The organism is Actinoplanes sp. NPDC049802 (assembly GCF_040656595.1).
Classification (GTDB): Bacteria; Actinomycetota; Actinomycetes; order Mycobacteriales; family Micromonosporaceae; genus Actinoplanes.
In genome coordinates this window covers 17198-42945 of sequence record NZ_JBFAMR010000009.1, presented here as the reverse complement: position 1 = coordinate 42945, position 25748 = coordinate 17198, and the positions used below count along the sequence as shown (strand labels likewise).

Genomic DNA, 25748 nt, shown 5'->3' with positions numbered 1-25748 from the left:
GTCAAGCCGGCACTTAACGGTCGTTCAGCCCTGTTCAGCAGCCCGCACCTCGGCGTACAGGCTGGTGACCAGCTCGCGGGTCGGCGAATCCGGACCCATCCGCTGCAGCAGCTCACCGAGGATCCGCCCGGCCTCCCGGGGAGAACCGGAACGCAGCAGCGCCTCGGCCAGCATGCCCTCCACCCGGTCGGCGTCATCCACCGCCCCGATGCCACGCAACGGCTCCGCGGCGCCCTCCAGATGAGGCAGCGCCTCCGCGTAACGGCCCCGGCGCATCAGCAGATTACCCACCTCGAAGGCGAAGATGGACCGGCCCCAGATCACGCCCGGCTGCGCGGCCAGCTCGGCCGGCAGCTCCGCATACCGCTGGGCGGCGAGCCGAATGACCTCCTCGGCCTCCGGCACCTCGTCGGCATAGTTGTGCGCCATCAGCCGGCGGCGCAGCACCCGCAACTCGGCCATCAGGTCACCGGCCTCGTGCAGCGCCTCGGCGGCGGCCCGGAAGGTCAGTGCGGCCTCACTGTCGCGATCCAGGTCGTACAGCAACTGGCCGGCCTGCTCGCCGACCTGGCCGCGACCGGCCGGATTGCCCTCCAGCCGCTCGATCAGATCGTGGTAAAGCTGAAGCGCCCGGCTGGTGTCGTCGAGGTCACGGTAGATCGCGGCCAGCAGGAACCGGGTGTCGACGGCCGGCTCCTCGGCGCCCAGCCGTTCGAAACCGAGCAGCGCCTCCTCAGCCACCTCGGCCGCCTCCGCCGGGCGACCCGCCTGCTGGTACGCCTGCGCCAGCTCGTGCCGAACGAAGACGCCGCCGCCGTCGGACTCGTCCGTACCGTCGCTCATGGTCGCGATCAGGGCGATCACCTCGACGTAGTCGTCGATCGCCTCGCCCGGACGATCCAGATTCATCAGGGCGCGGGCCCGGTGCAGCCGGGCCGGCAGCTCCGCACCCGACACCCCGGCGGCCAGCCCTTGGTCCAACGCCGCCACCGTCTCCTCCGGAGACTCGCTGAGCTGCCCGACCAGCACGGCCGCCTCCGCCGCGGCCCGCGCCGGGCCATGTGTTCCGTAGAAGGCCCACGCCAGGCGGGCGGCCGAGATCGCTTCCTCGTCCCGGTCGGCCAGTGCCCGGTTCTGCGCCCGGATCATCGCGTGGTACGCCACCCGCCGCGGGTCACCGGTCTCCTCGGCGAAGCGGTCCGACCGGTCACCGGCCTCGTTCGCCTCGTCGAAACGTTGCAGAAGCCGGTACATCTGGGACAACCGCACCCAGGCATTCGCCCGGCTCCGCGCGTCGCCGTGCGTGTCGTGGTGAGCCACGTTCGCCTCCACCACCGCCAGCAGCTCCTCGGTCGGCTCCTCGGTCCAGGCCTTCTGCACCGCGAGCCGGGCCCGCGCCATACCGGCCTCACCCACGTCACCGGCCTCGGTGAACAGCTCGACAGCCCGCTCCCAGGCGGCCGCCGTCGCCGCCTCGTCCTCATCCGGGGCGGCGAACCCGCGCAGCAGCCAGAGACGGGCTGCCAGTGCCGGTTCGGCGGGCGTCTCGAACCGGGCGTCGAAGGCCGCCAGCACGACACGAAGGGCGTCCTCCCGATCCTCCCGCCAGTGCTCCTCGGCCAGGTCGATCAGTTCCGCGGGCGTGGCCGCCTCCGGCACGTCCACCGGCGGAGCGGTTACCACCGGCGTCGGAGCCTCCTGCCGGGCCGGCCGTCGTGCGGTCGGCGAGAGCGGAACGTCCACACCGTACGGTTGGGCATCCATCACCCGGGCCATCAGCTCGCTCTGGTACTGGGTGCCGTTCCGGGCGTCGAAACGGGCCGCCGCCTCGACGGTGAAGGTCTCCAGCTCAGCGGCCACGGCCGCGGCGGTGACATCCGGTCGCCCGGCCCGGCGGACCACGGTGTCTCCGTGGCCGATCTTCGTGAGACGGCGCAGCAGCAGAACCGCCGACGCCGCGAAATTCATGGCGGCGGCCGGCGACGGCGCCCGTTCCAGCCAGTCGATGTGCCGCTGAAGAATCTCCAGGCCGCGATGCTCGTTCCCGGTACGCGCACAGAACCGGATGTGATCGCCGATACCCCACAGATCGGCCAGATTGTTCCGCTCGATCATGTACGACCGCCGGTGCGCGTCCGCGGCGTCCTGCGACCGCCCGGTCCGCAGATAAACCACCATCAGTTCGCTGAGAATGCTCTGCGGCTGCTCCGAACAGGACAGATCACCGGCGAGCACCGGCCCGGCAAGCTCGGCGGCCTCCTCGAAACGTCCCTGGTCGACGAGATGGTTCACCAGGGTGGTCGGGTCACAGCCGGCACAGTCGGAAAGCGAATCGCGGGGCGCGGCCTGCCACTTCTCGAACCACTCCGCCGCCTCCCCGGTACGCCCGACGTGCTGCGCAACCAGATACCGGTGCTTGTAGACCGCCTGCAAGCCGTGACCGGACTCCCGGTAACGCCGCTCCATGTCGTCGAGCACCGCATAGGTGCGCTCCAGCGGCACCTCCGGGAACTTCGTCAGCGAACTGACCATGTTCTTGAACAGCCACAACAGGTTGTGCATCCACCGTTGGTGGTACGGCCCCGGGTTGCGATCGAAATCGGCCACACACCAGGAGAACGTGGGGAAAGCCTTCACCGGCTCGCCGCCGTAGATGTACGCGGTCGTCGCGAACAGCCGCGCGTAGAACCGCAGCGCCGGGTCGTCAGTCGTGTCGACCTGCCGCAGCACCTGCTCCACCAGGGCGATCTGCGCAGCACCGTACGGCAGGTGCTGTGCCTCGTTGAGCAGCTCCCACAGCTCCTGGGCGGTCTTCATCGGGTCTCCTCCCCCGGGATGGCCCGATCCAGCAGGCCGAGGAACGACGTGGTGAGCAGCGCGGCGTCGGCCGGGCGAATCGGATGGTGGCCGAGCAGCAGCGCCTGCCCGTACAACGACTCAACGGCCAGACCGGCGAGCTCTGCGTCACCCAGTGCGGCAATCCGGCGAATCAGCGGATTGCGGTGATTGAGCACCAGTTGCGGCCGGTCGGCCGGCACGGTACGGGCAAGCGCGTCCAGCACCCCACCCCACAGGTCGTCGGCCTGATCGCGGCCCGTGGTGAACTCTTCATGGAAGGCCGCGGCCCGGCTCACCAGGTACAACGCGGGCATGGTGACCGGGTCGAAGGCGCGCACCACGACCTCGCAGCCGAGCCGGTCAAGGCGGCGCTGGGCGGCCGCCAGGAACGGGCGCAGCAGCAGCTCCGCCTCCGCGTCCAACCCGGTGAAGCGGGTCGTCAGGTCAGTCGGGTCCAGCCGCTCCGCACTGATCTCCGAATCGGTGGCGGCGAGACGCTGAATCAGCTCGGCGTCATACACGTAACCACCGTTGATCAGGCCCACGTCCTGAGCCGCGGCGACGCCGGCGAGCTGCCGGAACTCGTCGGTGGTCGCGGCATACCGCAGCACGCCGTGCCGGGCCCGGAACTCGGCGAGCGTGAGCTCACCCATGTTGGTCTGCATCGGATACCACTGCTCGACCAGGCGCAGCATCTCGTCGTCGTGCAGGGCAAGCGCCTTCACCCCGAGATGGTGGATGCTCAGGAACTCGGCGAGACGGCGCGGGTCCGTCGCCGACAACCGCACCAGCCAGCCGCGAAGCTGATCGGCGATCGCCTCCCGCGTCTCGGCCAGCATGCCGTCGTCGTAGAGCGCCTCACGGCTCGCCGTCGGGCGCAACTCGGTGCTGTCGACCACGCAACGGGCGAAGAACGCCCACTCGGGCAGGAGGCCCTCGATGCTCTCAGAGAGCAGCATCCGCTTCAGGTAGACCCGGTGGCCGCCGCGGCTCGCCGGATTGACCGGGGTGGGCAGCACGAACGCGGCGCCGGTGAGCCCGGCGGACGGCACGTTCAGCTCGATCACGTCGAAAGGCCGGAAACCCAGAGTGCGCTGGGCATACGCCATACGCGACTCGGGCGGCAGCTCCCAGGGCAGGGTGCCGGCGGTGACCGTGCGGCCGTCGACCGAGACGGCGACCGGAAGCAGAGAGCCGTAGGTGGTGGCCAGCTCGGCCACCGTCGAACCGGTCAGGAAATGCTCGGCACCGCGGCGCGGCAGCAGGGTGACGGTCGTGCCGGGCGCACGCTCGCCGCCGGCACGGACTGCGTAGCGGCCGTCCGAGTAACCGGTCCAGAGCACCGGGGCGGATCCCTCCCGGCGGGTGTGCACCCGGATCTCGTCGGCCACCAGGAAACAGGAGAGCAGGCCGATGCCGAACTGGCCGAGGAACTCGTGGCGGGCGAAACCGAGTTCGTCCCGTTTCGAGCTGCGGCCGATCGTGGCGAGCAACTCATGCACCTGCGCCTCGGTGAGGCCGATGCCGTTGTCGTCGATCCGCAGCGTGCCGTCGCCCGTGGTGTCGGAGGAGGCGATCGTCACCGCGCCGTCGTGCCCGGGGCCGTTGGCCGTGATCGCGTCGACGGCGTTCTGCAGCAGCTCCCGGACATACACCCGAGGGCTCGCGTAGAGGTGATGGCTGAGCAGATCGACGATGCCTCGCAGGTCGACCTGAAACGTGTTGCTCACGGTGCGGCACGGTACCGGTTACCTCCGACAAAATCAGACCGATATCGCTCGGTGAGTCGCGCTGAGCGCGACGGCCCCCGTTGGATCGGCCCCCAGCACGATCCACCGCCGCGTTCAGCACTTCTCACCCAAGCCGACGACCACGCCGCGGCGCAGCGGATCTCACCGGCCGACGAGGGCGGGGCGCTCGCCGGGCCGACAGGTAGACCGCCGCCCAGCGAAACCGCTGCGGCTCAACAAACGGCCGGCCGCCGCCCAGCAGAACCAGCCACCCAGCAGAACCAGCCGCCCAGCGCACGGGCCGCCGCCCAGCGCACGGCTGCCGTTCAGCGAACCGCCGCGGTCCAACGGACCGGCTCCGTCCAACGGACCGCCGCGGGCCCAGCGAACCGCCGTCGTCAAGCGAACCGCCGCCACCTGGTGACGGCTGGACGACTCCCTGGCAACTCCCGATTAGCGATCAGAAGCGTGACCAGCGCCAATGCCAGCACAGCCGGCCAACAACGCTGGGCCGTGGTCCAGTCGTCCCCCGTCGGGACCGGCCAGGGCGAGCTGCGCTCGGTGAAGAACAGGCTCACCACCAAGACGGCACCCTGCACGGTCGGCCCGAGGAGTGCGCCGGTCGCTTCGTCCCGATAGCGGGCACCGACCGCCGCCGCCGCGATCGGCAGGAGCCCGCACACCGCCGCCTGGAGGATCACGAACCCGTGCGGCCAGGTCGCCGCCGAGCCGAGCACATTTCGGACCGCAAGGTAGAGCAGCGCCCAGACCAGCACGGAGGGCACGAGCAACAACATCAGCCGCAACCATTGCCTCCGCCACCGTGGCATCGGACTGATCACTGTGGACGCCATCAGATCGGGCAGCGCGAACCCGACCGCGGCGCCCAGGACCGCCGCCGCCAGCCGCAACCCGGTCACGATCATGGTGGGTGTGGGCGAGGCCAGGAAAACCGGAAGCTGGGCGACAATGGCCAGCACCACCGCCGCGGCAAGAGGCAACCACGGCACGGCCCGGATCAGATGCAACGTCAACGGCCGGGTCACGTGCAGACTCCACGGTAGTCCGAGGCGACCGCGCCTTCGACCGGATCGGCCGGCGGCCCGTCGGGAATCGGCGGCGGTGTGATGGTCACGCCGAGGCCGGCCAGCGCGGTCGACGACGGGTCGAGGATCTCGGACCAGTGATCGGCAAGGTACTGCGAGACCTCGGCCTGCGGCTTGGCCAGCAGACTCTCGGCTGCCTGGATCTCAGCCCGCCCGTAATGCGTCCGGGGCAGGGTCCAGCCTTCACCCGGCGCGATCCGGCCGAGCAGCCACAGGCCGACGACCGCCCGGTGCTGGCCCGTGGCGTCACAGCTGAGCCAGGAGTGGTGCTCACGGGACAGGATCCCCACGGCGGTGGCTACGTAATCGCGAGCCATCCGGCGCCGCGAATCCTCGGCCCAGGCGCCGGTCCGCCCCCACCCATCTCCGATGACCATCTCCGGGTAGCCGGGAACCATCGGTTTCATGTCGTCCATGGCGGCGATCTGCCGGATCGACGGCCGCCGCGCGCCGGACGGGAGAAGGAGTGCGACAGGCTCGACGGCCTTCCTCCAGTGCTCGATCCACGGCGCATATCCGGGCAGGGCGCAGTAGCGCACGTCCGCGTGCACCCGGCAGTCGAGCTTGTCCGGGGCGGTCCGTTGCAGCCCCTCCTCGGCGTAGACGAAGTCCGGGGTGATCGCCGCCTCACGCTGGACGGCATAGCCGGCGAACACCGCGGCCACGACCGCGATCACCACCGAGCCACGTCGCGCCGCCGGCCAGGACGCCAGCGCGACGATCGCCACCAGCACGCCGATGAGGTAGAGCAGGTGCCAGCCGAAGGGATAGCGGTAGCCGAAGTCCCAGACGACGAACGGGACCGGCCAGACGCTGCTGTCCGAACCGCCCATGACCAGTGGCACCGAAAGTGCGAGGAAGATGGCGACCACGGCGAGCGGACCGGTCGCAGCCGCGGGCAGGATCCGGCCGGCCACCAGGCCGATCGCTGCTCCGGTAGGTGGAATGATGAGGACCACGGCGGCGGCCCAGACCTCGAATCGCCCGACCGGCCAGGTCGGCGCCACGAACGACAGGAGCGCCGCGTAGAGGACGATCCCGGCGAACATCGCGATCGGCACCACCACGAGCAGGCCGATGCTCCGCCGGCCGGGACCGGTGGGCATGGTCCGGACGGTCTCCACGGTGTGGGCCCGTTGGTCCCGGGCGACCGCCAGCTGCGACGCGACCAGCAGCATTGCCGCCAGCACCATGGCGGCCATGCCGCTGTTCTCGTGGAACGTCTCCCAGGTCGGCATGCGGGTCCAGGACCAGGCGAGTCCCAGGGCGATCGACAGCACCAGTCCGATCCAGAGGAAGGGGCTGCGCCAGATCCGCCGGGCCTCGGCCTGGGCCAGCGCCGCGGTCGCCGCCCTCGGCGACGGGACCGATCGCTCGGCCCGCTCAATGGTGATCGTCATCGGACCGCCTCTGCGATCGTGGCCCGGCCCAGCAACATGAGGTAGCCGTCCTCGATGGACGGCCGGGCCGCCTCGGCGCCGTCCGGTCGCTGCCCGATGGTCCGATAGAGCCCGTCCGCGTTGCGCCAATACGCCGTGTTTCCCTCCGGCGGCGACTCGGAGAGCCACACCTGCCCCTCGGCGACCGCGGCCAGCTCACGGGGATTGCCCTCGAAGACCACCCGGCCGCCGCTCATCACCACGACCCGCTCGCACAGCGCCCCGACGTCCTCGGTCTGATGGGTGGAGAGCAGCACGGTCCGGCGCTCGCCGATCCGGGAGATCAGCGCCCGGAACAGCATCCGCTGCTCGGGGTCGAGGCCGACCGTCGGCTCATCCAGGATCACCAGCTCCGGATCACCGAGCAGCGCCTGGGCGAGGCCGAGCCGCTGGCGCATACCACCGGAGAGCTTGCGCACCTTCGTCTTCGCCCGGTCGGTGAGCTCGACCTCGTCGAGCACCCTGCGAACCTCGGCACGCCGCTGACGGGTGCCGGTCATCTCCTTCAGCACCGCGACGTAGTCGAGCAGGTCATACACCGTGAAATGGGGATACAAGCCCGGATTCTGTGGAAGGTATCCGAGTCGGCGCCGCACCTCGGTGCGCTGTGTGGGGACGGCGGGATCGAATCCGTGCATCCGGATGGAACCGCTGTCCGGCCCGAGCGCGGTGGCCAGGCACCGCAGCAGGGTGCTCTTGCCTGCGCCGTTGGGCCCCAACAGGCCGGTCACACCGACCCCGATCTCCAGGTCGACGGCGTCGAGCGCGATGAGCGATCCGTAGTGTTTGGACAATCCCCGAACGGTGACCGTGGTCATCGGCTCTCCCCCAGGTCGAAGTGGCGTCGCCGCCGGATCAGGACAACCGCGGCGGCGGCCGCCGTGGCGAGGTAGGCGATCTGCGCGAATGGGCCGAAAGCCAGCAGGATGAACTGCTCGGACCAGAGATTGACGGCGAAGGACACCACGGTGAGCCAGAGGCCGCCGAGGACACCTGCCGCGGCCTGCAACGACCATGCCGTCGCCAACGCCAGCGTCCCCGTGCAGAGCAGCAACGCCGGTAGCAGCCAGGCAGCCGCATACCACCCCGGACCGGGCAGCAGGACGCCGGCGACGCCGGCCACCGCCACGGCGGCGCCGATCACCGTGATGGCCCGCCACAGCACCAGCGCCGGGCCGGCCGATGAGGTGGTGCCGGTGATCTCATGCATCGGGTCGACGCCGGGACCGTAGGCGCCGGAGACCGCGACGACCGGCAGAATCGGGGCGAGGATCAGGAACAACCGGTTGGCCCCGCCGGTCTGCCCGGAACCGGCCAGCAAGGCCGCGACGACGGCCAGGCTGATGACCGCCATCGTCGCGATCAGCCACGACCAGCGCAGCGCCGGGGTGGCGGTGAGCAACCGGAACCGATGCTCGGGCAGACCCAGCCGGGTCAGCAGCCGCTGGACGGGACCGATCGCCGGGACGTGGATGTGGTCGTAGACGACCGACCAGTTGCCGGTCAGCCAGGTGATGTCGACCGGGACCCGGCCCCGGCAGGCGGCGCACGCCGTCAGGTGCGTCTCGACCGCCATGACCCGGCTCGGATTGAGGGCTCCCTGCTCATACTGCTCGAGAAGGTCGGCGTCAACGTGCCAGTCGCTCATGTCAGCAGCTCCCTCAACCTGATCCGGGCCCGCATCAGCCGGGTCTTGGCGGTGCCCTCCGGAATGCCGAGCAGTTTCGCCGCCTCGCGGACGGTCAGGCCGTCGAGGGCGGTGGCCTCGATCAGATGGCGCAGCTCGGGGGACAGCCGGTCCAGCGCCGGGCCCAGAGCGCCGTGCTCGACCCCCAGCAGGACCAACTCCTCGGCGGAGGGTGCGGTGGTGACATCGGGCAACTCGCCGGAGGGGCTGCTCAGCCAGCGATGCGCCGGGCCACGAAGCACCGACAACAGTCGCCGGACAGCGATGGTCCAGAGCCAGGCGGCCGCGTCGGCGCTCGTCTCCGCATACCGATGAGCGTCGCTCCAGACCGCGACGAACGTGTCCTGGATCGCGGCATCGACCACGTCGGGGTCAGCACAGCGCCGGCGGAGCCGGGCGCGCAGCCAGCCGGCATGCCGGTGATGCAGCACGCGCAGCGCCGCGGTCTGTCCGGCGGCGATGGCGCGCAGCAGCTCAGCATCGCTGCTCTGCTCGCTGACCGGCGGAACCGGTCGAAGTCTTCTCCGTCGCACATCTGGACTATCGCCGACGGCTCCGGATTCGGTTCACGAAAAACGGCGCCGTCTTTCGACAGCGCCGTTTCGAGGAGGATCAGCTGAGGCCGCCGCGCTCCGGGCCCTTGGCGATCGGCGCCCGGACCAGGTTTCCCCACTCCGTCCAGGAGCCGTCGTAGTTGCGCACCTGCGGGTATCCGAGCAGGTGGCGCAGCACGAACCAGGTGTGGCTGGACCGCTCGCCGATGCGGCAGTAGGCGATGATGTCGTCCGCCGACTCCAGGCCCAGCTCGTCACGGTAGATCTTGATGAGGTCGTCGTGCGACTTGAACGTGCCGTCGTCGTTGGCCGCGGACTTCCAGGGCTTGCTGGCCGCACCCGGAATGTGGCCGCCACGCAGAGCGCCCTCCTGTGGGTATGCCTCCATGTGGGTCAGCTCACCCGTGTACTCCTGCGGGGACCGCACGTCGACCAGCGGGCGCCCGCTGGAGATGTGGCCCATCACCTGGTCACGGAAGGCGCGGATCTCGGCGTCGTTGCGCACCGGCACCGGGTAGTCGGCGGCCGGGCGGACGGTCTTCTCCCTGGTCACCGGACGGCCCTCGGCCACCCACTTCTGCCGGCCACCGTCGAGCAGCCGGACGTCGCGGTGGCCGAACAGGCTGAAGACCCACAGCGCGTACGCCGCCCACCAGTTGAAGTTGTCACCGTAGAAGACGATCGTGTCGTCGCGGCCGATGCCCTTGGCCGCACACAGCTCCGCGAAGGCGGCCGGGTCGAGGTAATCGCGGCTGACCTGGTCGTTCAACTCCAGGTGCCAGTCGACCTTCACGGCGCCGGGGATGTGGCCGGTGTCGTAGAGCAGCACATCCTCATCCGACTCGACGACGACCAGGCCGGGGGTTTCCAGGTTGGCGGCGAGCCACTCGGTGGTGACCAGTTTGTCAGGGTGCGCGTACGCCTGCAGCGCCTGCGCCGGATCGTTCGGTACGGACATGCCTGTCACGCTAGCGCCTGTCACTCCCCGATCGGGGCCAGCATCGGCCGCTTCGCGGTGATGAGGTCACCCGTCGACTGTCCGCACAGGTGACGGCCCAACCAGGGGGCAAGGTGGTCGCGGGCCCAGCGCCAGTCCGCACCGCGGGCCAGCAGCCACGGCGTCGGCTGTGGGACCGGTGGGATCAGCATCCACTCCTCCTCGACGCCGACGCCGAGCGCGGTGAGCACGTGCCCGGCGACTCGCCGGTGGCCGGCCGCGGAGAGGTGCAGGCGGTCGTCGGCCCACATCTCACGGCGGTGGAACGTCTCGTCGGCGAACAGGTCGATCAGGTACGCCCCGTGCCGGGAGGCGAGATCGCGTACCCCGTCGTTGAACGCGGCCGCACGTGGCGCGATCATCCGCTGCCCACCCGGAATGTGCGGCGCGATGTCCGCGAAGCGGAAGAGGATGACGTCCGCGCCGGCCGCCCGCAGCGCGGCGACGGCCGGCTCGGCCCGCGCGATCAGCGCGGCCGCGTCGGCTCGTGGGCGGAGGATGTCGTTGCCGCCGGCCGCGAAACTGACCAGGTCGGGCCGCATCGCCAGGGCCGGCTCCAGTTGCTCGTCGACCACCCTGCCCAGGAGCCGGCCACGGATCGCGAGGTTGGCATAGCCGAACCCGGGACCGGAGTCGACCGCCAGCCGGGCGGCGACCAGGTCGGCCCACCCGCGGTAAGTGCCGTCCGGATACTCATCGCACATGCCTTCGGTGAAACTGTCACCCATGGCTACGTAACTGCGCCACGCCATTCGGTCAGTCTGCCCCCGTGCGGGGGACGAACGTAACGTGATGCTGGTGACAACGGGATAACCGGATGTTTTCGTCGTACCCGGTCCCTAAGCTCGCCTGCATGCTGCTTCGGATGTCCACCTTGCTGCTCAAGACCTTGCGCGAGGAGCCGGCGGACGCGGAGGTGCCGAGTCACCGCCTCCTCGTGCGCGCCGGGTTCATCCGTCGCGCCGCGCCGGGTGGATACACATGGCTGCCGCTCGGCAAGCTCGTGCTGGACCGGGTCACCGCAGTGGTTCAGGAGGAGATGGTCGCGGCCGGCGGACAGGAGGTCTCGTTCCCCGCGCTGTTGCCACGCGAGCCCTACGAGACCAGTGGCCGCTGGACGGAGTACGGCGACGACATCTTCACTCTCAAGGACAGGCGCGGAGCGGACCATCTGCTCGCGCCGACGCACGAGGAGATGTTCACGCTGCTGGTGCAGGAGATGACCGGGTCGTACCGGGACTTTCCGTTGTTGTTGTTCCAGATCCAGACCAAGTTCCGTGACGAGGCCCGGCCACGCGGGGGTCTGCTGCGCGGGCGTGAGTTCTTGATGAAGGACGCCTACTCCTTCGATCTCACCGAGGACGGGCTGGTGGAGGTGTATGGGCGCATGCGCGCCGCCTACCAGCAGATCTTCAGGCGGCTCGGGCTGGACCACACGGTGGTCTCGGCCACGTCCGGAGCCATGGGCGGTTCGGCGTCCGAGGAGTTCCTGGCCGCCGCCGAGGTCGGCGAGGACACCTATGTCGGCTGCACTGCCTGCGACTATGCGGCCAACACCGAGGCCGTGACCACCGTGGCGCCGCCCGCACGGGCGATGACGGCGCCGTCGATGGAGATACACGACACACCCGAGACGCCGACGATCGCCTCTCTCGTCGCTCTCGCCAACGAGAGAGCTCTCGGGGGGCGTGCCGACTGGACCGCGTCCGACACGTTGAAGAACGTGGTCGTCACCGTTCAGCATCCGGGCCGCGAGCCGGAGTTGCTGGCGATCGGCCTGCCCGGCGACCGTGAAGTCGATCTCAAACGGCTCAACGCCGCACTGGCTCCGGCCACCGCGGTGCTGTTCGACGACTTCGCGTCCCGGCCGGACCTGGTAAAGGGCTACATAGGCCCACAGAACCTGAAGATCCGTTATCTGGCCGATCCTCGTGTGTCGACCGGCACCGCCTGGCTGACCGGCGCGAACGAGGCGGGCAAGCACGCCACCGATGTGGTGGCGGGCCGTGACTTCACGCCGGACGGCGTGATCGAGGCGGCCGAGGTGCGGCCCGGCGATCCGTGCCCCGCCTGCGGCGACGGCACGCTGACCATGCGCCGGGGTATCGAGATCGGGCACATTTTCCAGCTGGGCCGGCGCTACACCGACGCGTTCAAGGTCGACGTGCTCGGCGCCGACGGAAAGCCGGTCCGGCCGACCATGGGTTGCTACGGCATCGGCCTGTCCCGCGCGGTCGCGGCGATCGCCGAGCAGCACCACGACGAGCGTGGCCTGGTGTGGCCGGCCGCGATCTCCCCGGCCGACGTGCACATCGTCGCTGCCGGCAAGGACGGCCAGGTGGAGGCGGCACTGGGGCTCGGCGCCACGCTCTCCCGGGCCGGTCTGCGGGTGCTCGTCGACGACCGGCCCAACGTGTCGGCGGGCGTCAAGTTCACCGATGCCGAGCTCATCGGCATCCCCCGGGCGATCGTGGTCGGCCGCCGTCTCTCCGAGGGTTATGTGGAGTTGCGCGACCGCCGAAATCAGGGGAGGCAGGAAGTGCCCCTTGTGGACGTGGCGGGTGTAATCACGGCGGAGGCCGGGTAACCGTGAGATACCGGCAGCGGAAAGGTGGTGGCATGGTCAGGTTGGTCGCGGATGCGATGACTCGGCAGGTGGTCTACCTGCCAGAGGACACCCCGCTCGACGAGGCCGCCCAGGTCATGCGTGATCGGGACATCGGCGATGTGGTGGTGACCAGCGGCCCGACCATGACCGGCATCGTCACCGACCGGGACATCGTGGTGCGTGCCCTCGCGGAGCGGCTGCCACCGACCGCTACGACGTTGGGCTCGATCGCGACCCGTGAGCTGCTGATGGTCGAGCAGAGCGCCTCGGTGGAGGAGGCGGTGCAGGCGATGCGCGAGCGTGGGGTTCGCCGTCTGCTGGTCTGTGACGCCGACCGCAACCTGGTCGGAATTTTGAGTCTGAGCGACATCGCGCTGCTACCGACGTCATCAACCGCCGTCTGACTCCTGAGCCGAGCGACGGGCCGGGGCCGGCCATCCCCGGTCTCGGCGCGTCGGCCCTCGCCGTGAGGCCACCACGCCCGAGCGGGTGTGGGTGATCAGCGCGTTAGGGTCGATGACGTGACTGAGATGCCACCGAAGCTGGCCGAGATCGTCGACGAGTTCGCCTCCGCCCCACGGGAGGTCGTCCTCGAGATGCTGCTGGAGTTCTCCGACGCCGTCCCGCCTCTGCCTGGGGAACTGGCCGGGCATGAGGGCATGGAGCAGGTCCCCGAGTGCCAGACCGCTTTCTTCCTGAAGGCGCTGGTGCAGCCGGATGACACCGTGGTGGCCCACTTCGACTGCCCACCGGAGGCGCCGACCACTCGGGCCTTCGCCGGCATCCTCGCCGAGGGCTTGGCGGGGGCACACACCGCGGAGATCCTGGCCGTACCCGATGATCTCTATGCCCGGATGGGGCTGGCACAAGCGATCAGCCCGTTGCGGGTCCGCGGCGGGACGGCCATTCTCGCCCGCCTCAAGCGCCAGGTCGCCGCGCAGGTGACCGCGGCCGGAACGGAGTGACGTGGATATTCAGGTGTGGTCCGATGTGGTCTGCCCGTGGTGCTACATCGGGAAGCGGCGGCTGGAGAACGCTCTGAAAGCGTTCGAGGGCACCGCGACGGTCACCTATCGGGCCTACCAACTGAACCCGAGCCCAGTCTTCCAGCCTCTGCCGATCAAACAGGTGATGGCGGAGAAGTTCGGCGGCCCGGCCCGCGCTGAGCAGATGTTCGCCCAGGTCACCGCGATCGGTGCGGGCGAAGGCCTGACCCTGGACTTCGACCGGGCGATCGCGGCCAACACCTTCGCGGCGCACCGATTGATTGCCTGGGCGCAGACCCAGGAACGGCAGGCGGACATGCTGGACGCGCTGCAGCGGGCACACTTCACCGACGGCATCGACATCGGTTCGGTCCCGGCTCTCGCGGCAACGGCCGGCTCGATCGGCCTGGACGCCGCCGCCGCGCAGGCCTACCTGGAGTCGGACGCCGGCACCAAGGCTGTACAGACCGACGTCGAGGAGGCGCGGGCGCTGCGGATCAGCAGCGTCCCGACGTTCGTGATCGACGGAAAGTACAAGGTGCAGGGCGCTCAGGAAACGGGCACCCTGGTCGCGGCCTTCGAGGAGATCGCACGCAGGGCAGACGTCAACGTCGGTCTATGACGTTTCACGTGAAACCGGATCGACCACCATCACGTCACGTCGCGAGCCAGTCCGTCGACCACCTCGGCACCCGGTAGTGCACCGAGCGCCGGCCCGGCGATAGCGATCTTGCTGTGCCGGACACCGGATCCGATGATGACGTGCGGCGTGGCCACCACCCGAGCATCGACCAGAATCGGCCACGCGGCAGGCAACCCGATCGGGGTGATGCCGCCGTACTCCATCCCGGTCAAGGTCACCGCGTCGTCCATCGGCGCGAAGCTGGCCTTCCGCACATCCAGATACCGCCGGACCACGCCGTTCACATCGGCGCGGGTGGTCGCGAGAACGATGCAGGCCGCGTACCGGGTGACCTCGCCCCGGCGCCCGGCCACGATCACGCAGTTGGCGGACTGAGCTGGCTCGATCCCGTACGCCGCACAGAATGCCGCCGTGTCCGCCAGTCCGGGATCGATCGGCGCCACCAGGACCTGGTCGGCGTCGATCGGCGCCTCGGCCGGCCAGACCGTCAGCGCCTCCGCCACCGCCGGCGCGAGCAGGTCCGGCCGAGTCTGAGCGATTTCGGTCTGCAGGCTTCCCATCATGCCGACATCCTCGTTCAAGTCAGACGATCAAAACCACGCGGGGTACGCCGTACCGAGGCGCTCTCGCGCAGTACCCAGGAGCGCGACGGTCACTGACCGCTGTCTCCCGAACGCCGTCGACATCGTTCAAAGGCTGGCCGTAGGGCATTGGCCGCAGCCGTGAGGTCCGCCAGTACCTGCCGTTCCGCGTCGTCGCGAGCCCACCGCCTCTCCTGGGCGTCATCGATGACCCCGGTGCGCCACTCCCAGGCCGAGAGGCGCCAAACCCATCAGCGCCTCGATCAAGCCCCGAACCACACCCGGTCACGTTCCTTGAACGGTCGATCCGTCCTCGGCGGATCGACCGTAGCGCTCGGCCAGGTAGTCGTCCCAGGTCCGCGTTCCAGTGGACCCGCCGGTACTGATCAAGCCACCCTCACGAACGCTCCGGACCAGCCCGCCGGGCAGCCGCACCGACCAGACCGGCCTTCTCGTACCCCGCGCCGCGGCCCACGGACCGGCCATCTCGGCGAAAGTCATGACGCGCGGTCCCGCGATCTCGACGACCTGCCCGGTGGGCGGCTCACCGAGCAGGCCTGCGATCCGCTGCGCCACGTCGTGAACATGGACCGGCTGCATCCGCAGTCGAGGGTCGACGATGAGCGGCCCCATCCTGCTGGACACGGTGAAGAGGGTGTCGACCAGCGATGGGAACTGGGTGGCCCGCAGGATCGTGAACGGCACACCGGCCTCACGGACAACAGCCTCGGTGGCGAGTTTGGCACGGTAGTACCCGAATGGCACCCGGTCGATCCCGACGATCGAAACGTACAGCGCGTGCCGTACCCCTGCGGTGGCCGCCGCGGCGAGAAGCCGCCGCGTGCCCTCCACGTCCGTTTCCCGCTGCTTTCGTCCGGGCGATGACGCCAGATGCACGATCGCGTCGACGCCGTGGACGGCCTCGACGAGGCCGGCGCCGGTCACCAGATCCGCGGTCACCCATCCCGGCCGTGCCTTCCGGCTCATCGGCCGGATCTGGAATCCCGCGGCGGCGAGTACGGGCGTCACTGCCGTGCCGAGTGTTCCGCTCGCCCCGGTCACCAGCACTGTCATCGAGTCAGTCATGCGGGAGGGACGGACGGCGGGCCGGCGATGTGACATGGCCTGGATCACTGCTGGGGGCGGACAATAGTCCCGAAGCGGTCCAGAGGTGCGCAGATTCGCGGACCGCGAAGGCCGGATTTCCGCGAAGCCCTCAGATTCGAACGGATCATGCCGACCGTCAGAGATTGTGGAGGACCGCCGGAAAGCGCGCGTCGGGACCGTCAGTGGCCTCGCGTTACTGACCGGTGCCACCGCGCTCGTATCCGTCTCCGGCAGCCATCACTCGGTCTTCGCCACCCTGCTCATGGGCCTGCTGGCCACGGTGATGGCGCACGCCCTGCTCGTGGAGATCCAACGTCAGGCCCGTCGCCGGGCCCAGATCGCCTGGCACCGGACCGACACGGTCAACACCGTGCTCCTGGGAACCTGGGCGCTGATCGCCGCTGCGACAGCCTGGGCCCCGGCCGCCTCAGTGCCGCTTCGCGTGCTCGGCAGCCTGCTGGCCGTGGGTTACACCGGTGCCTGCGCCTATTTCGTGCTGGAGCGGCGCCGTGCGGTGGCGGCCACGCTGCCTGCCGCGCCCGAACCGCTGCCGGACTCGGAGCCGGAGAGCGCACCGGTGGTGGACTCGACCCCGTCGGTCTGACCGGCAAGCGTCGGCAGCACCACCATCAACGGCGGAACCGGCACCCCGTTGGTCTCGATCGGCAACTCGGGAACCGGCAGCCAGTCGACGCCGAGCTGCTCGGGGCCGGAGCCGTCATCTCGGCCGACCCGCGGCTCCCCGTCCGCGACGGTCACCGCGAAGACCGAGGTCATGCCGGACGGGTAGGGCATTTCCAGCACATACCGCGTCTGGCTGACGACGAGGCCGGTCTCTTCGAACACCTCTCGCCGCACCGCCTCCTCGGCCGTCTCTCCAGGACGTAGACCGCCGCCGGGAAGGGTCCACCACTCACCGCCACCGGATCGTCGGCTGCGCTCGTGCACCATCAGCACACGGCCGTCCCGCACGATCACGGCGGCGGCCCGTCTTCGTTCGTCCACGCCATGCAGGCTAACCGCATGACCTGCGCACCGCAGGGCTCATTCATTCCCCTGTGGATAACCGGCACGGCCCCAGATCGGGCAAATGCGTACCTACGGCTTCGGAACGGTGACCAGCAGATATGTGCGATCCTCCAGAAGCTCCAAGGTCAACGCGATGCCGGTCAGCCCGGCCAGGAATCCGAGCGCCGTGGCCGTGGGATCCGTCACGCTCGTATCCCCGAGAAGGCCCGACGCGGTCAACTCGGACCGAAACTCGTCCAGCCCGCTGCCGTCGGCCCGCTCCGGTGTCGCCGGATCGAGGTCGAGCACGACAGCCCCGTCCCGGAAGATCATGAGCCGCCCGGGCCCGCCACCGCCGCCCCGGTACGCGATGACCTCCCCGCCGTCCTCCGACAATGGCGCCGTGATCGACGAGGTGACGCCGAGTGTCCCGTTGTCCTCCACGAGGATCGACCACTCCCCGATGCTGGCGATCCCGACGAAGAACCGTTCCGGGTCGCCCGTCTCCCCGTCACCGGGCCCGACGACCCGATGCCATTCGACCCGCTCCAACTCTTCCCCGCCGAGTCGTTCGATCAGGGCGTACGGCTTGATGCCCCGAACCAGGGTGAAGCAGAACCCGTGGGTGAGGTCGGCACTCCGGGCGGGCCAGCCGTAGTCCACCGGCGGTCCGGCCGAGGAGAGGGGTTCGGCGGCGCCGGGGGAGCCACAGCCGGCCAGTCCGGAGAGCGCAATCAGCAGGAGGGCGGAGCGGCGTTTCACCGCGCCAGTAGATCAAAATTCGTGCCGCTTCAACGCCCGCATACCGGTTACCGCCAGTCGGCCAACCGTCGATGAGCAGCGCGAATCAGTCGTTCCATGTTCGGCTCATCGACCACGGGGGTGAACGGCGTCGCGTTGAGTTCCATGCTCACCACGGTGTCGCCGACCCGGAACACGGCGAGCTGATCGGTGGCACGGATCTCACGATTCTTCGGCTGTTCGATGAGCGGCTCGGTCTGCTCGATCAGGAGGGCTTCATCGCCCACGCCGATCGGGTCGAGCATCCGGTAACGCAGATCGGCGGAGGGCACCGGGTTACTACGCGGACCACGCGGAAATGGTTGGCGCTCGTTCCCCCGGGCACGCGGCGACTGCGCCGCGTAGTGCGTCCATGTAACGCTGCGCACCGTCACCCTCGAAGATGGTCACCCTGTGCTCGGTTCCACCCCTGAGTTCGACCGCTACGGCGTCCGCCGGTCGACGTTCACGGGTGACCACGTCCGTACGTCGTCGGCCTTCCTGGGCGGCGGAATCTTCAGGGCCGTGGTGATGCCGATGACGAACAGCACAGGCAGCAACATCCAGAACAGAAGGGAGTCCTCGCGACTGTTGTTCGCCATCACCACGCCGAGGCCCATCGACGTGGACAGGAGACCGACGGACCAGCCGACGTAGAAACGCCGGGAATGCGGGCGCGGCGCCGGCTCGTCGGTGGTGATCACGCCTGGGTTCAGGGCGACCCATTGCTGGGCGACCTCCACCGGGATCTCAGGGATGCGCAGATCACCGAACCGGGTGCGGTACGGCAGGTGCTTCGGTACCCCATGGTTCCGTACCACGGACAGGACGCTGACGAAGATGGAAGCCGCCGCCATCGCCACCGAAAGGCCCGGAGACGACAGGTACGCCTCCAGACTGACGACGACCAACCAGACGATCAGGAGAACCACGGCGGCGAGCACAGACCACGGCGCGACCCGAACCGCACGTCGAATGCTTCTCGCGCTGCGCGCATCCATGGGTAACCTCTGCGACGGACGCAGCTTGCCGAACTGCCAGTGGCTCAGCGGTACCTCGACCCACTCCGAATCGGCCGAACCGTCGGTGATGGCCAGCGGTGGAATCCGTAGACCGGCTATCAAGTCGGCTGGGACGACGAGATCGGTTCGTTTCACCAATGGCCTACGCCTTCGTCACCTGAAGATGGCCTCACAATAGCTTGAAGCCACTAGGTGGGTTCTAGGCCGATGTGGTCCCGGAATGGCCCCAACAATCTCGGCCTTGCGTTTTGCCTGGTGAGAGGCTTGGAAAGTGGAGCCCAGGGGACTTGAACCCCTAACCCCCGCCTTGCAAAGGCGGTGCTCTGCCAGTTGAGCTAGGGCCCCGCGACCCGCTGCTATCGCAGGTCGGGAGCAGTGGTCGCCTCGTGCCACAGGGCGCGCTCGTCGCTGGAAGCCTTGACCTTCTTGACCACCAGAGCCGCGACCCCGACAACGCCGGCAATGATGAGGAGCTTCTTCAACACTGAACTGCTACCCCCTAGGCACCGCTCGGAAAGGGACCATGAATGACAAGTGGCCCCGCCTCACGATATCTCGTGAGTGGGGCCTCTCAGTCACCCGTGGGGCTAGCTGGAATCGAACCAGCGACCTCAGAGTTATCAGCTCTGCGCTCTAACCGACTGAGCTATAGCCCCTCACCTGCGGACTGAACGTTACCGCATCGGGCTGCGGGTCTCCAAAGCGGGGTCCCCGCAACCCGATGCGTTTCGTCAGTCCCGTTCGGCGAGTGTCAGCTCGATACCGCCGACCAGATCGGCGCACACGTTGTAGATGAACGCGCTCAGCGTGGCCAGCGCGGTGAAGAGCACCACGTTGACCGCGCCGATCAGCATCGACGTGCCGATGACACCCCAGGCGGTGATCCGGAACGCACCGCTGGACGAGGTCTCACTACCGCCGCTCGCGGTGACCAGTTCCTTGAGGTTGCCGTTGATCGAACTCCACACGCCCATGGTGTCCAGGGCCAGGTAGAGCACCGAGGTGGCGACCACGACGACGATGAAGAGCACGATCGACACCGCGAACGCGAACTTCATCACCGACCAGGGGTCGATCCGCTTCAGGTTCAGCCGGGCGCGGCGAGGGCCGCGTGCGGCGGCCGACGACACGGTGGAGCGGGCCGAACGGACCGCCTCCGAGACACGGGCGGCGCCGACCGCTGCCGCGCCACCGGGCGCCGGTGCCGTCGGGGAGGTGCCGGTCCGCTGTTTTGCAGCGCCGGCGGAAGCCGGCGGCGCTGACGCGGGCGCGGCGGCAGCGGGGCGCGGCGGGGCGCTCTGGCTCGCCCCAGGAGCGGTTCCCGGGGTACGCCCTGCGGGCGCCCCAGGAGCAGCGCCCTTGCCCTTGGTGACGACCGGCACCGAGGCCGATCCCTTCACCGCGGGCTGCACGCCCGGCCGCTTGTCCGCGCCGTCACTGCTGCCTGCGGCTGGCTCACCCGGCGGCGGGGCCATGCCCGGCGCGCGAGTGAACTTGGGCGGGGACGGGGCATCGGCGGGGACAGCGGCGCGCCCTGTGGTCTCGCGACCGTTCGCTGCGGCGCCGTCTTTCTTGGCCGCATCGTCCGGAGTCGCTGAGGTCCCCGGGCCCCCCGACTTCGCCTGTGTCTCCGGCATCAACTAGTCCTGTTCGTCAGGCTCGTCGGCATTGCGAGCAAGCGCCACGATGGTTACACCTTCAGGGAGGTCCATCAGCTTGACCCCCATTGTGTTCCGATCCCGTGTGCGCCGTACAGGCTTCACGGGAGTCCGGATGACACCACCATTGCTGGTGATGGCAAACAGTTCATCCTCCGGGCTGATCACCAGAGCGCCGACAAGTCCACCACGACGCTCCGTGATCTTGGCGGTCAGCACCCCCTTACCGCCACGCCCCTGCACCGGATACTCCTCGATGGGCGTGCGTTTCGCATACCCACCATCGGTGGCGACCAACACATCCATACCCTCACGGACGACCTCCATCGCCAGGAGTTCGTCGTTGTCGCCGAACCGCATGCCGATCACACCGGAGGTCGCACGCCCCATCGGGCGCAGCGCCTCATCGGTGGCGTTGAACCGGATGGCCTGGGCCTTCTTGGAGACCAGCAACAGGTCGTCCTCCGAAGCCACCAGCGCCGCGCCCACCAATTCGTCATCCTCCCGCAGGTTGATGGCGATGATGCCACCGCTGCGGTTGGAGTCAAATTCCTCCAGGCGGGTCTTCTTCACGAGCCCATTCTTAGTGGCGAGCACAAGGTGCGGCGCGACCTGGTAGTTCGGGATCTGGATGACCTGGGCGATGTGCTCGTCCGGCTGGAACGCCAGCAGGTTCGCGACGTGCTGTCCCTTGGCCACCCGGTTCGCCTCGGGCAGTTCGTAGGCCTTCGCCCGGTACACCCGGCCCTTGTTCGTGAAGAACAGCATCCAGTCGTGGGTCGAGATGACGAAGAAGTGCGAGACGATGTCGTCCTGCCGCAGGGAGGCGCCGCTCACGCCCTTCCCGCCACGCTTCTGCGACCGGTACATGTCGACCTTGGTGCGCTTGGCGTAACCAGTACGTGTGATGGTCACCACAACGTCTTCCCGGGCGATGAGGTCCTCCATGGAGACCTCACCATCGAACGGGATGATCTGGGTACGCCGGTCATCTCCGAACTTCTGGACGATCTCGGCCAACTCGTCCGAGATGATCGCCCGCTGCCGTTCCGGCTTCGCGAGGATGTCCTTGAAGTCGGCGATCTCCACCTCGATCTTCACGAGCTCGTCGACGATCCGCTGGCGCTCCAGGGCGGCCAGGCGGCGCAGCTGCATGTCGAGGATCGCGGTCGCCTGGACCTCGTCGACGTCGAGCAGCTGCATCAGGCCCTGACGGGAGTCCTCGACCGTGGGCGAACGCCGGATGAGGGCGATGACCTCGTCCAGCATGTCCAGCGCCTTGGCCAGACCGCGCAGGATGTGGGCGCGTTCCTCGGCCTTGCGAAGCCGGAACGCGGTCCGCCGCTGGATGACCTCGATCTGGTGGTCGACGTAGTAGCGGATGAACTGGGCGAGGTTCAGCGTGCGGGGCACGCCGTCGACCAGCGCCAGCATGTTGGCGCCGAACGTCTCCTGCAGCTGGGTGTGCTTGTAGAGGTTGTTCAACACCACCTTGGCGACCGCGTCGCGCTTGAGCACAAGGATCAACCGCATACCGGTACGGCCGGACGACTCGTCCCGGATGTCCGCGATACCGGTGAGCTTGCCCTCCTTGACCAGTTCCGCGATCCGCTCGGCGAGGTTGTCCGGGTTCACCTGGTAGGGGAGCTCGGTCACCACCAGGCAGGGCCGGCCGCGCTGGTCCTCCTCGACCTCGACCACGGCACGCATCCGGATGGATCCGCGGCCGGTCCGGTACGCCTCGGTGATCGCCGACTGACCGACGATCAGACCGTGGGTGGGGAAGTCGGGGCCCTTGACGATCTCAAGCATCGCCTCGAGTGCGGTGGCCTCGTCCGACTCGGGGTTGTCGAGCTGCCACTGGACGGCGGCCGCGATCTCGCGCAGGTTGTGCGGCGGGATCTTGGTGGCCATCCCGACCGCGATACCCTCGGAACCGTTGACCAGCAGGTTCGGGAACCGGGCCGGCAGGATCGTCGGCTCCTTGGTACGCCCGTCGTAGTTGTCCTGCATGTCGACGGTGTCCTCGTCGATGTCCCGCAGCATCTCCATGGCGAGCGGGGACAGTTTCGACTCGGTGTACCGCATGGCGGCCGGCGGGTCGTTGCCCGGGGAGCCGAAGTTGCCGTTGCCGTCGATGAGCGGGTACCGCAGCGACCAGATCTGGCCCATCCGGACCAGGGCGTCGTAGATCGACGAGTCGCCGTGCGGGTGGTAGTTGCCCATCACGTCGCCGACGACGCGGGCGCACTTGACGTAGCCGCGGTCGGGCCGGAATCCGGCGTCGTACATCGCGTAAAGGATCTTGCGGTGCACCGGCTTGAGGCCGTCACGGACGTCGGGCAGCGCACGGCCGACGATCACGCTCATCGCGTAGTCGAGGTACGAGCGCTGCATCTCGACCTCGAGGCCGACCGGCTCGACCCGCTGGGTCACACCGCCGCCGGCATCGTCCTGGATCTCGTCGCCGTCGGGGGGCTCGGGAGTGTCAGTCACTTTTAACCCTTACTCAAGGTGATGCCAGGCAAATACGACCAGAACGGGCATATAGCTGTGGATAACGTTGTGGAAATGCGCTGCACGCTGTGGATACGGCTCACCGGACTCAGATGTCCAGGAACCTGACGTCCTTAGCGTTGCGTTGAATGAACGACCGCCGCGCCTCCACGTCCTCACCCATCAGCACGCTGAACAGCTCGTCGGCGACGGCGGCGTCGTCGAGCGTCACCTGGCGCAGCGTGCGGGTGTCCGGGTTCATCGTGGTGTCCCACAGTTCGTGGAAGTTCATCTCGCCCAGACCCTTGAACCGCTGGATGTCGTCGGGCTTGGCATTCGCCTTCTTCTGCTGGCGCAGAGCGATCAGACCGTCCCGCTCGCGGTCGGAGTACGCGTACTGAGCGTCGTCACCCCGCTTGTTCCACTTGATCTTGTACAGCGGCGGTGAGGCCAGGTAGACGTGCCCCTGCTCGACCAGTGGCCGCATGAAACGGAACAGCAGGGTGAGCAGCAGCGTCTGGATGTGCTGGCCGTCGACGTCGGCGTCGGCCATCAGGATGATCTTGTGGTACCGCAGCCTCGAGATGTCGAACTCGTCGTGGATGCCGGTGCCCATGGCCGTGATCAGCGCCTGGACCTCGTTGTTCTTCAGCACCCGGTCGATCCGGGCCTTCTCCACGTTGAGGATCTTGCCGCGGATCGGGAGGATCGCCTGGATGCGGCTCTCCCGGCCGGACTTGGCCGAACCGCCGGCCGAGTCGCCCTCGACGATGAACAGCTCGGTCTCGCGCGGATCGGTCGACTGACAGTCGGCCAGCTTGCCGGGCATCGAACCGGACTCCAGCAGCGACTTGCGCCGGGCCAGCTTGCGGGCCTGCTGCGCGGCGATCCGGGCGCGGGCCGCCTGGTCCGCCTTGGTGATGATCAGCTTGGCGTCCGCCGGGTTGCGGTCGAACCAGTCGGCGAGCTGCTCGTTGCAGACCTTCTGCACGAAGCTCTTCATGTCGGTGTTGCCGAGCTTCGTCTTGGTCTGGCCCTCGAACTGAGGATTCGCCAAGGTCACCGAGATGATCGCGGCGAGACCCTCGCGAATGTCCTCACCGGACAGCTTCTGGTCGGCCTTGAGGAACTTCTTCTCGACCCCGTACTTGTTGACGATGGTCGTCAGCGCGGCGCGGAAGCCCTCCTCGTGGGTGCCGCCCTCGTGGGTGTTGATGCGGTTGGCGAAGGTGTAGACCGACTCGCCGTACGACTCGTTCCACTGCATTGCGATCTCGACCGCCATGCCCTCCTCGGGGGCGTCGGCCTCGAACTGGATCACAGTCTTGTGGATGGCGTTCTTGGTGGCGTTGAGGTGCCGCACGAAGTCGGCGATGCCGTCCTCGTACATGAAGCTGACCTTGCGCGGTTCGCCGTCGTCGCCGACCTGGTCGGGCCGCTGATCGATGTAGTTGATGGTGAGGGCACGGTTGAGGAACGCCATCTCCTGCAGACGCCGGTAGATGGTCTGGTAGTCGAACTCGACCGTCTCGAAGATCTCCGGGTCCGGCCAGAACTGCACGGTCGAGCCGAGGTCGTCGGTCGGCTCACCCTTCACCAGCTCGCCGGGAACGGAGTACTCGTACTTCTGCCGCCACCAGAAGCCGTCCTTCTGGATCTCCACAGCCATCCGCGTCGAGAGCGCGTTCACCACGGACACGCCGACGCCGTGCAGACCACCGGACACCTTGTAGGCCTGGCCGTCGAACTTGCCACCCGCGTGCAGCACGGTCAGCGCGACCTCGACACCCGGCTTCTTCAGCTGCGGGTGGAGGTCGACCGGGAAACCACGGCCGTTGTCAGTGACCGAGACACCACCATCGGCGAGCAGGACCACGTCGATGGTGTCGCAGAAGCCGGCCAGCGCCTCGTCGACGGCGTTGTCCACAACCTCCCAGACCAGGTGGTGCAGACCTCGCTCACCGGTGGAACCGATGTACATACCGGGACGCTTGCGGACCGCTTCAAGGCCTTCGAGCACGGTGATCGATCCGGCACCGTATTCCTGCTGATTCTCTGACACCCTCGGCCACTTTCTCGCGCCGGGCCGAAAGGCCCCGCAACGGGGTTGGCGGGCTGGCCCGGCGACGGCACAGGCACACACGAGGAACCGGAGATGACCCCGCGGGGAGTTGCGGACCACCGGTGGAACCGTGCGCGCCGGTCGCCGCGGACCACCCGCGGATCGTGATCGGCTGGAAAAACCGCATAGCGTGACGATGCAGGCTGGCAGGGGGGCCGACCCGACCGTCAAGCACAGTTTTCCCGGTCGCCGTCGATTCTACTCCGCCGGAGCGAATCGGCGAGGGTCCGGCACCCCTTCAGGGTGCCTGAGAGTGCCGTAGCGCGACTTGAGGCGCTACCCACGTAATCCCCTACACGCCACTGGTGCCCCGCGCAATGGCAAACGCTGCGGCAGTTTCGCCGCTCGGGCGCGCCTGCGATGCCCGGCCCGCACTCACTGCGACA

Annotated in this window: 24 protein-coding genes and 2 tRNA genes; 5 read left to right on the top strand and 21 right to left on the bottom strand. The window is 68.5% G+C overall.

Annotation, left to right across the window (positions count from 1 at the left end; all coding sequences use genetic code 11):
* Positions 1 to 24: 24 nt before the first annotated feature.
* The 9 genes from AB0I88_RS09020 to AB0I88_RS08980 form a co-directional block, all read right to left on the bottom strand.
* Positions 25 to 2817, bottom strand: a complete 2793-nt coding sequence (locus AB0I88_RS09020) for a tetratricopeptide repeat protein (protein ID WP_361020392.1) — start codon at positions 2815 to 2817, stop codon at positions 25 to 27.
* On the bottom strand, positions 2814 to 4568 hold the full coding sequence (locus tag AB0I88_RS09015) for an HSP90 family protein (RefSeq protein WP_361020390.1): 1755 nt from the start codon (positions 4566 to 4568) through the stop codon (positions 2814 to 2816). Before AB0I88_RS09015 ends, AB0I88_RS09020 begins: the two co-directional genes overlap by 4 nt.
* Before the next feature lie 398 nt (positions 4569 to 4966).
* Positions 4967 to 5614 carry a hypothetical protein gene (locus tag AB0I88_RS09010; RefSeq protein ID WP_361020388.1) on the bottom strand — a complete coding sequence of 216 codons (648 nt, stop codon included), beginning with the start codon at positions 5612 to 5614 and terminating at the stop codon, positions 4967 to 4969.
* Entirely contained in the window at positions 5611 to 7074 is a 1464-nt protein-coding gene (locus AB0I88_RS09005) for a hypothetical protein (RefSeq protein WP_361020386.1), read from the bottom strand. Before AB0I88_RS09005 ends, AB0I88_RS09010 begins: the two co-directional genes overlap by 4 nt.
* A complete protein-coding gene (locus tag AB0I88_RS09000) occupies positions 7071 to 7931 on the bottom strand; it encodes an ABC transporter ATP-binding protein (protein WP_361020384.1) in 861 nt (286 codons plus the stop codon). The genes AB0I88_RS09005 and AB0I88_RS09000 overlap by 4 nt, the downstream gene beginning before the upstream one ends.
* A complete protein-coding gene (locus tag AB0I88_RS08995; protein WP_361020382.1) occupies positions 7928 to 8761 on the bottom strand; it encodes a hypothetical protein in 834 nt (277 codons plus the stop codon). The genes AB0I88_RS09000 and AB0I88_RS08995 overlap by 4 nt, the downstream gene beginning before the upstream one ends.
* Positions 8758 to 9333: an RNA polymerase sigma factor gene (locus tag AB0I88_RS08990; RefSeq protein ID WP_361020380.1), complete on the bottom strand. Its 576-nt coding sequence runs from the start codon at positions 9331 to 9333 to the stop codon at positions 8758 to 8760. Before AB0I88_RS08990 ends, AB0I88_RS08995 begins: the two co-directional genes overlap by 4 nt.
* Positions 9334 to 9412: 79 nt before the next feature.
* Positions 9413 to 10312: a sulfurtransferase gene (locus tag AB0I88_RS08985; protein WP_361020378.1), complete on the bottom strand. Its 900-nt coding sequence runs from the start codon at positions 10310 to 10312 to the stop codon at positions 9413 to 9415.
* A 20-nt stretch (positions 10313 to 10332) separates the two neighbouring features.
* On the bottom strand, positions 10333 to 11103 hold the full coding sequence (locus AB0I88_RS08980; RefSeq protein ID WP_361020376.1) for an SGNH/GDSL hydrolase family protein: 771 nt from the start codon (positions 11101 to 11103) through the stop codon (positions 10333 to 10335).
* A gap of 101 nt (positions 11104 to 11204) precedes the next feature.
* On the opposite strand from AB0I88_RS08980, the gene AB0I88_RS08975 reads away from it, so the two are divergent.
* The 4 genes from AB0I88_RS08975 to AB0I88_RS08960 all read left to right on the top strand — a co-directional run bounded on the left by AB0I88_RS08975 (position 11205) and on the right by AB0I88_RS08960 (position 14567).
* Complete coding sequence (locus tag AB0I88_RS08975) at positions 11205 to 12938, top strand: proline--tRNA ligase (RefSeq protein WP_361020374.1); 1734 nt, start codon at positions 11205 to 11207, stop codon at positions 12936 to 12938.
* A gap of 32 nt (positions 12939 to 12970) precedes the next feature.
* Positions 12971 to 13363, top strand: a complete 393-nt coding sequence (locus tag AB0I88_RS08970; RefSeq protein ID WP_361020372.1) for a CBS domain-containing protein — start codon at positions 12971 to 12973, stop codon at positions 13361 to 13363.
* Positions 13364 to 13480: 117 nt separating this feature from the next.
* Positions 13481 to 13924, top strand: coding sequence for a SufE family protein (locus AB0I88_RS08965; RefSeq protein WP_361020370.1), 444 nt, complete (start codon positions 13481 to 13483; stop codon positions 13922 to 13924).
* 1 nt (position 13925) lies between these two features.
* The gene (locus AB0I88_RS08960; RefSeq protein ID WP_361020368.1) at positions 13926 to 14567 is read left to right on the top strand and encodes a DsbA family oxidoreductase; all 642 of its coding nucleotides are present in this window, start codon (positions 13926 to 13928) and stop codon (positions 14565 to 14567) included.
* Positions 14568 to 14596: 29 nt separating this feature from the next.
* On the opposite strand, the gene AB0I88_RS08955 is transcribed toward AB0I88_RS08960, so the two are convergent.
* Positions 14597 to 15148, bottom strand: coding sequence for a YbaK/EbsC family protein (locus tag AB0I88_RS08955; RefSeq protein WP_361020661.1), 552 nt, complete (start codon positions 15146 to 15148; stop codon positions 14597 to 14599).
* A gap of 306 nt (positions 15149 to 15454) precedes the next feature.
* On the bottom strand, positions 15455 to 16243 hold the full coding sequence (locus tag AB0I88_RS08950; protein ID WP_361020366.1) for an NAD(P)H-binding protein: 789 nt from the start codon (positions 16241 to 16243) through the stop codon (positions 15455 to 15457).
* Positions 16244 to 16340: 97 nt separating this feature from the next.
* Between AB0I88_RS08950 and AB0I88_RS08945 the strand changes: the two genes are divergently transcribed.
* Positions 16341 to 16880 (top strand): hypothetical protein, encoded by a 540-nt coding sequence (locus AB0I88_RS08945; RefSeq protein WP_361020364.1) that lies wholly within the window; start codon positions 16341 to 16343, stop codon positions 16878 to 16880.
* Here AB0I88_RS08945 and AB0I88_RS08940 read toward each other — a convergent pair.
* From AB0I88_RS08940 to gyrB, 10 genes are all read right to left on the bottom strand, one after another.
* Positions 16763 to 17281 carry an NUDIX hydrolase gene (locus AB0I88_RS08940; RefSeq protein WP_361020362.1) on the bottom strand — a complete coding sequence of 173 codons (519 nt, stop codon included), beginning with the start codon at positions 17279 to 17281 and terminating at the stop codon, positions 16763 to 16765. The genes AB0I88_RS08945 and AB0I88_RS08940 overlap by 118 nt on opposite strands.
* A 93-nt stretch (positions 17282 to 17374) precedes the next feature.
* On the bottom strand, positions 17375 to 18046 hold the full coding sequence (locus tag AB0I88_RS08935; RefSeq protein WP_361020360.1) for a DUF6461 domain-containing protein: 672 nt from the start codon (positions 18044 to 18046) through the stop codon (positions 17375 to 17377).
* A 47-nt stretch (positions 18047 to 18093) separates the two neighbouring features.
* Positions 18094 to 18330: a hypothetical protein gene (locus AB0I88_RS08930; RefSeq protein WP_361020358.1), complete on the bottom strand. Its 237-nt coding sequence runs from the start codon at positions 18328 to 18330 to the stop codon at positions 18094 to 18096.
* Positions 18331 to 18507: 177 nt separating this feature from the next.
* Complete coding sequence (locus AB0I88_RS08925; protein WP_361020356.1) at positions 18508 to 19221, bottom strand: hypothetical protein; 714 nt, start codon at positions 19219 to 19221, stop codon at positions 18508 to 18510.
* Positions 19222 to 19358: 137 nt separating this feature from the next.
* A tRNA-Ala gene (locus tag AB0I88_RS08920) sits at positions 19359 to 19431 on the bottom strand.
* 11 nt (positions 19432 to 19442) lie between these two features.
* Positions 19443 to 19571 carry a DLW-39 family protein gene (locus AB0I88_RS08915; protein ID WP_211304171.1) on the bottom strand — a complete coding sequence of 43 codons (129 nt, stop codon included), beginning with the start codon at positions 19569 to 19571 and terminating at the stop codon, positions 19443 to 19445.
* A gap of 97 nt (positions 19572 to 19668) precedes the next feature.
* Positions 19669 to 19742 (bottom strand) — tRNA-Ile (locus AB0I88_RS08910).
* A 75-nt stretch (positions 19743 to 19817) separates the two neighbouring features.
* On the bottom strand, positions 19818 to 20723 hold the full coding sequence (locus AB0I88_RS08905; RefSeq protein ID WP_361020354.1) for a DUF3566 domain-containing protein: 906 nt from the start codon (positions 20721 to 20723) through the stop codon (positions 19818 to 19820).
* 3 nt (positions 20724 to 20726) lie between these two features.
* Positions 20727 to 23204: a DNA gyrase subunit A gene (gene gyrA / locus AB0I88_RS08900; protein WP_361020659.1), complete on the bottom strand. Its 2478-nt coding sequence runs from the start codon at positions 23202 to 23204 to the stop codon at positions 20727 to 20729.
* A gap of 145 nt (positions 23205 to 23349) precedes the next feature.
* Entirely contained in the window at positions 23350 to 25302 is a 1953-nt protein-coding gene (gene gyrB, locus AB0I88_RS08895) for a DNA topoisomerase (ATP-hydrolyzing) subunit B (protein ID WP_361020352.1), read from the bottom strand.
* Positions 25303 to 25748: the final 446 nt, after the last annotated feature.

Bases quoted from the DNA above. Each gene is read 5' to 3' on its own strand.
- AB0I88_RS09020 (WP_361020392.1), bottom strand. From the start codon at position 2,817: ATGAAGACCGCCCAGGAGCTGTGGGAGCTGCTCAACGAGGCACAGCAC.
- AB0I88_RS09005 (WP_361020386.1), bottom strand. From the start codon at position 7,074: ATGACGATCACCATTGAGCGGGCCGAGCGATCGGTCCCGTCGCCGAGG.
- AB0I88_RS09000 (WP_361020384.1), bottom strand. From the start codon at position 7,931: ATGACCACGGTCACCGTTCGGGGATTGTCCAAACACTACGGATCGCTC.
- AB0I88_RS08995 (WP_361020382.1), bottom strand. From the start codon at position 8,761: ATGAGCGACTGGCACGTTGACGCCGACCTTCTCGAGCAGTATGAGCAG.
- AB0I88_RS08985 (WP_361020378.1), bottom strand. From the start codon at position 10,312: ATGTCCGTACCGAACGATCCGGCGCAGGCGCTGCAGGCGTACGCGCAC.
- AB0I88_RS08980 (WP_361020376.1), bottom strand. From the start codon at position 11,103: ATGGCGTGGCGCAGTTACGTAGCCATGGGTGACAGTTTCACCGAAGGC.
- AB0I88_RS08975 (WP_361020374.1), top strand. From the start codon at position 11,205: ATGCTGCTTCGGATGTCCACCTTGCTGCTCAAGACCTTGCGCGAGGAG.
- AB0I88_RS08970 (WP_361020372.1), top strand. From the start codon at position 12,971: ATGGTCAGGTTGGTCGCGGATGCGATGACTCGGCAGGTGGTCTACCTG.
- AB0I88_RS08955 (WP_361020661.1), bottom strand. From the start codon at position 15,148: ATGGGAAGCCTGCAGACCGAAATCGCTCAGACTCGGCCGGACCTGCTC.
- AB0I88_RS08950 (WP_361020366.1), bottom strand. From the start codon at position 16,243: ATGACAGTGCTGGTGACCGGGGCGAGCGGAACACTCGGCACGGCAGTG.
- AB0I88_RS08930 (WP_361020358.1), bottom strand. From the start codon at position 18,330: ATGCTCGACCCGATCGGCGTGGGCGATGAAGCCCTCCTGATCGAGCAG.
- AB0I88_RS08905 (WP_361020354.1), bottom strand. From the start codon at position 20,723: ATGCCGGAGACACAGGCGAAGTCGGGGGGCCCGGGGACCTCAGCGACT.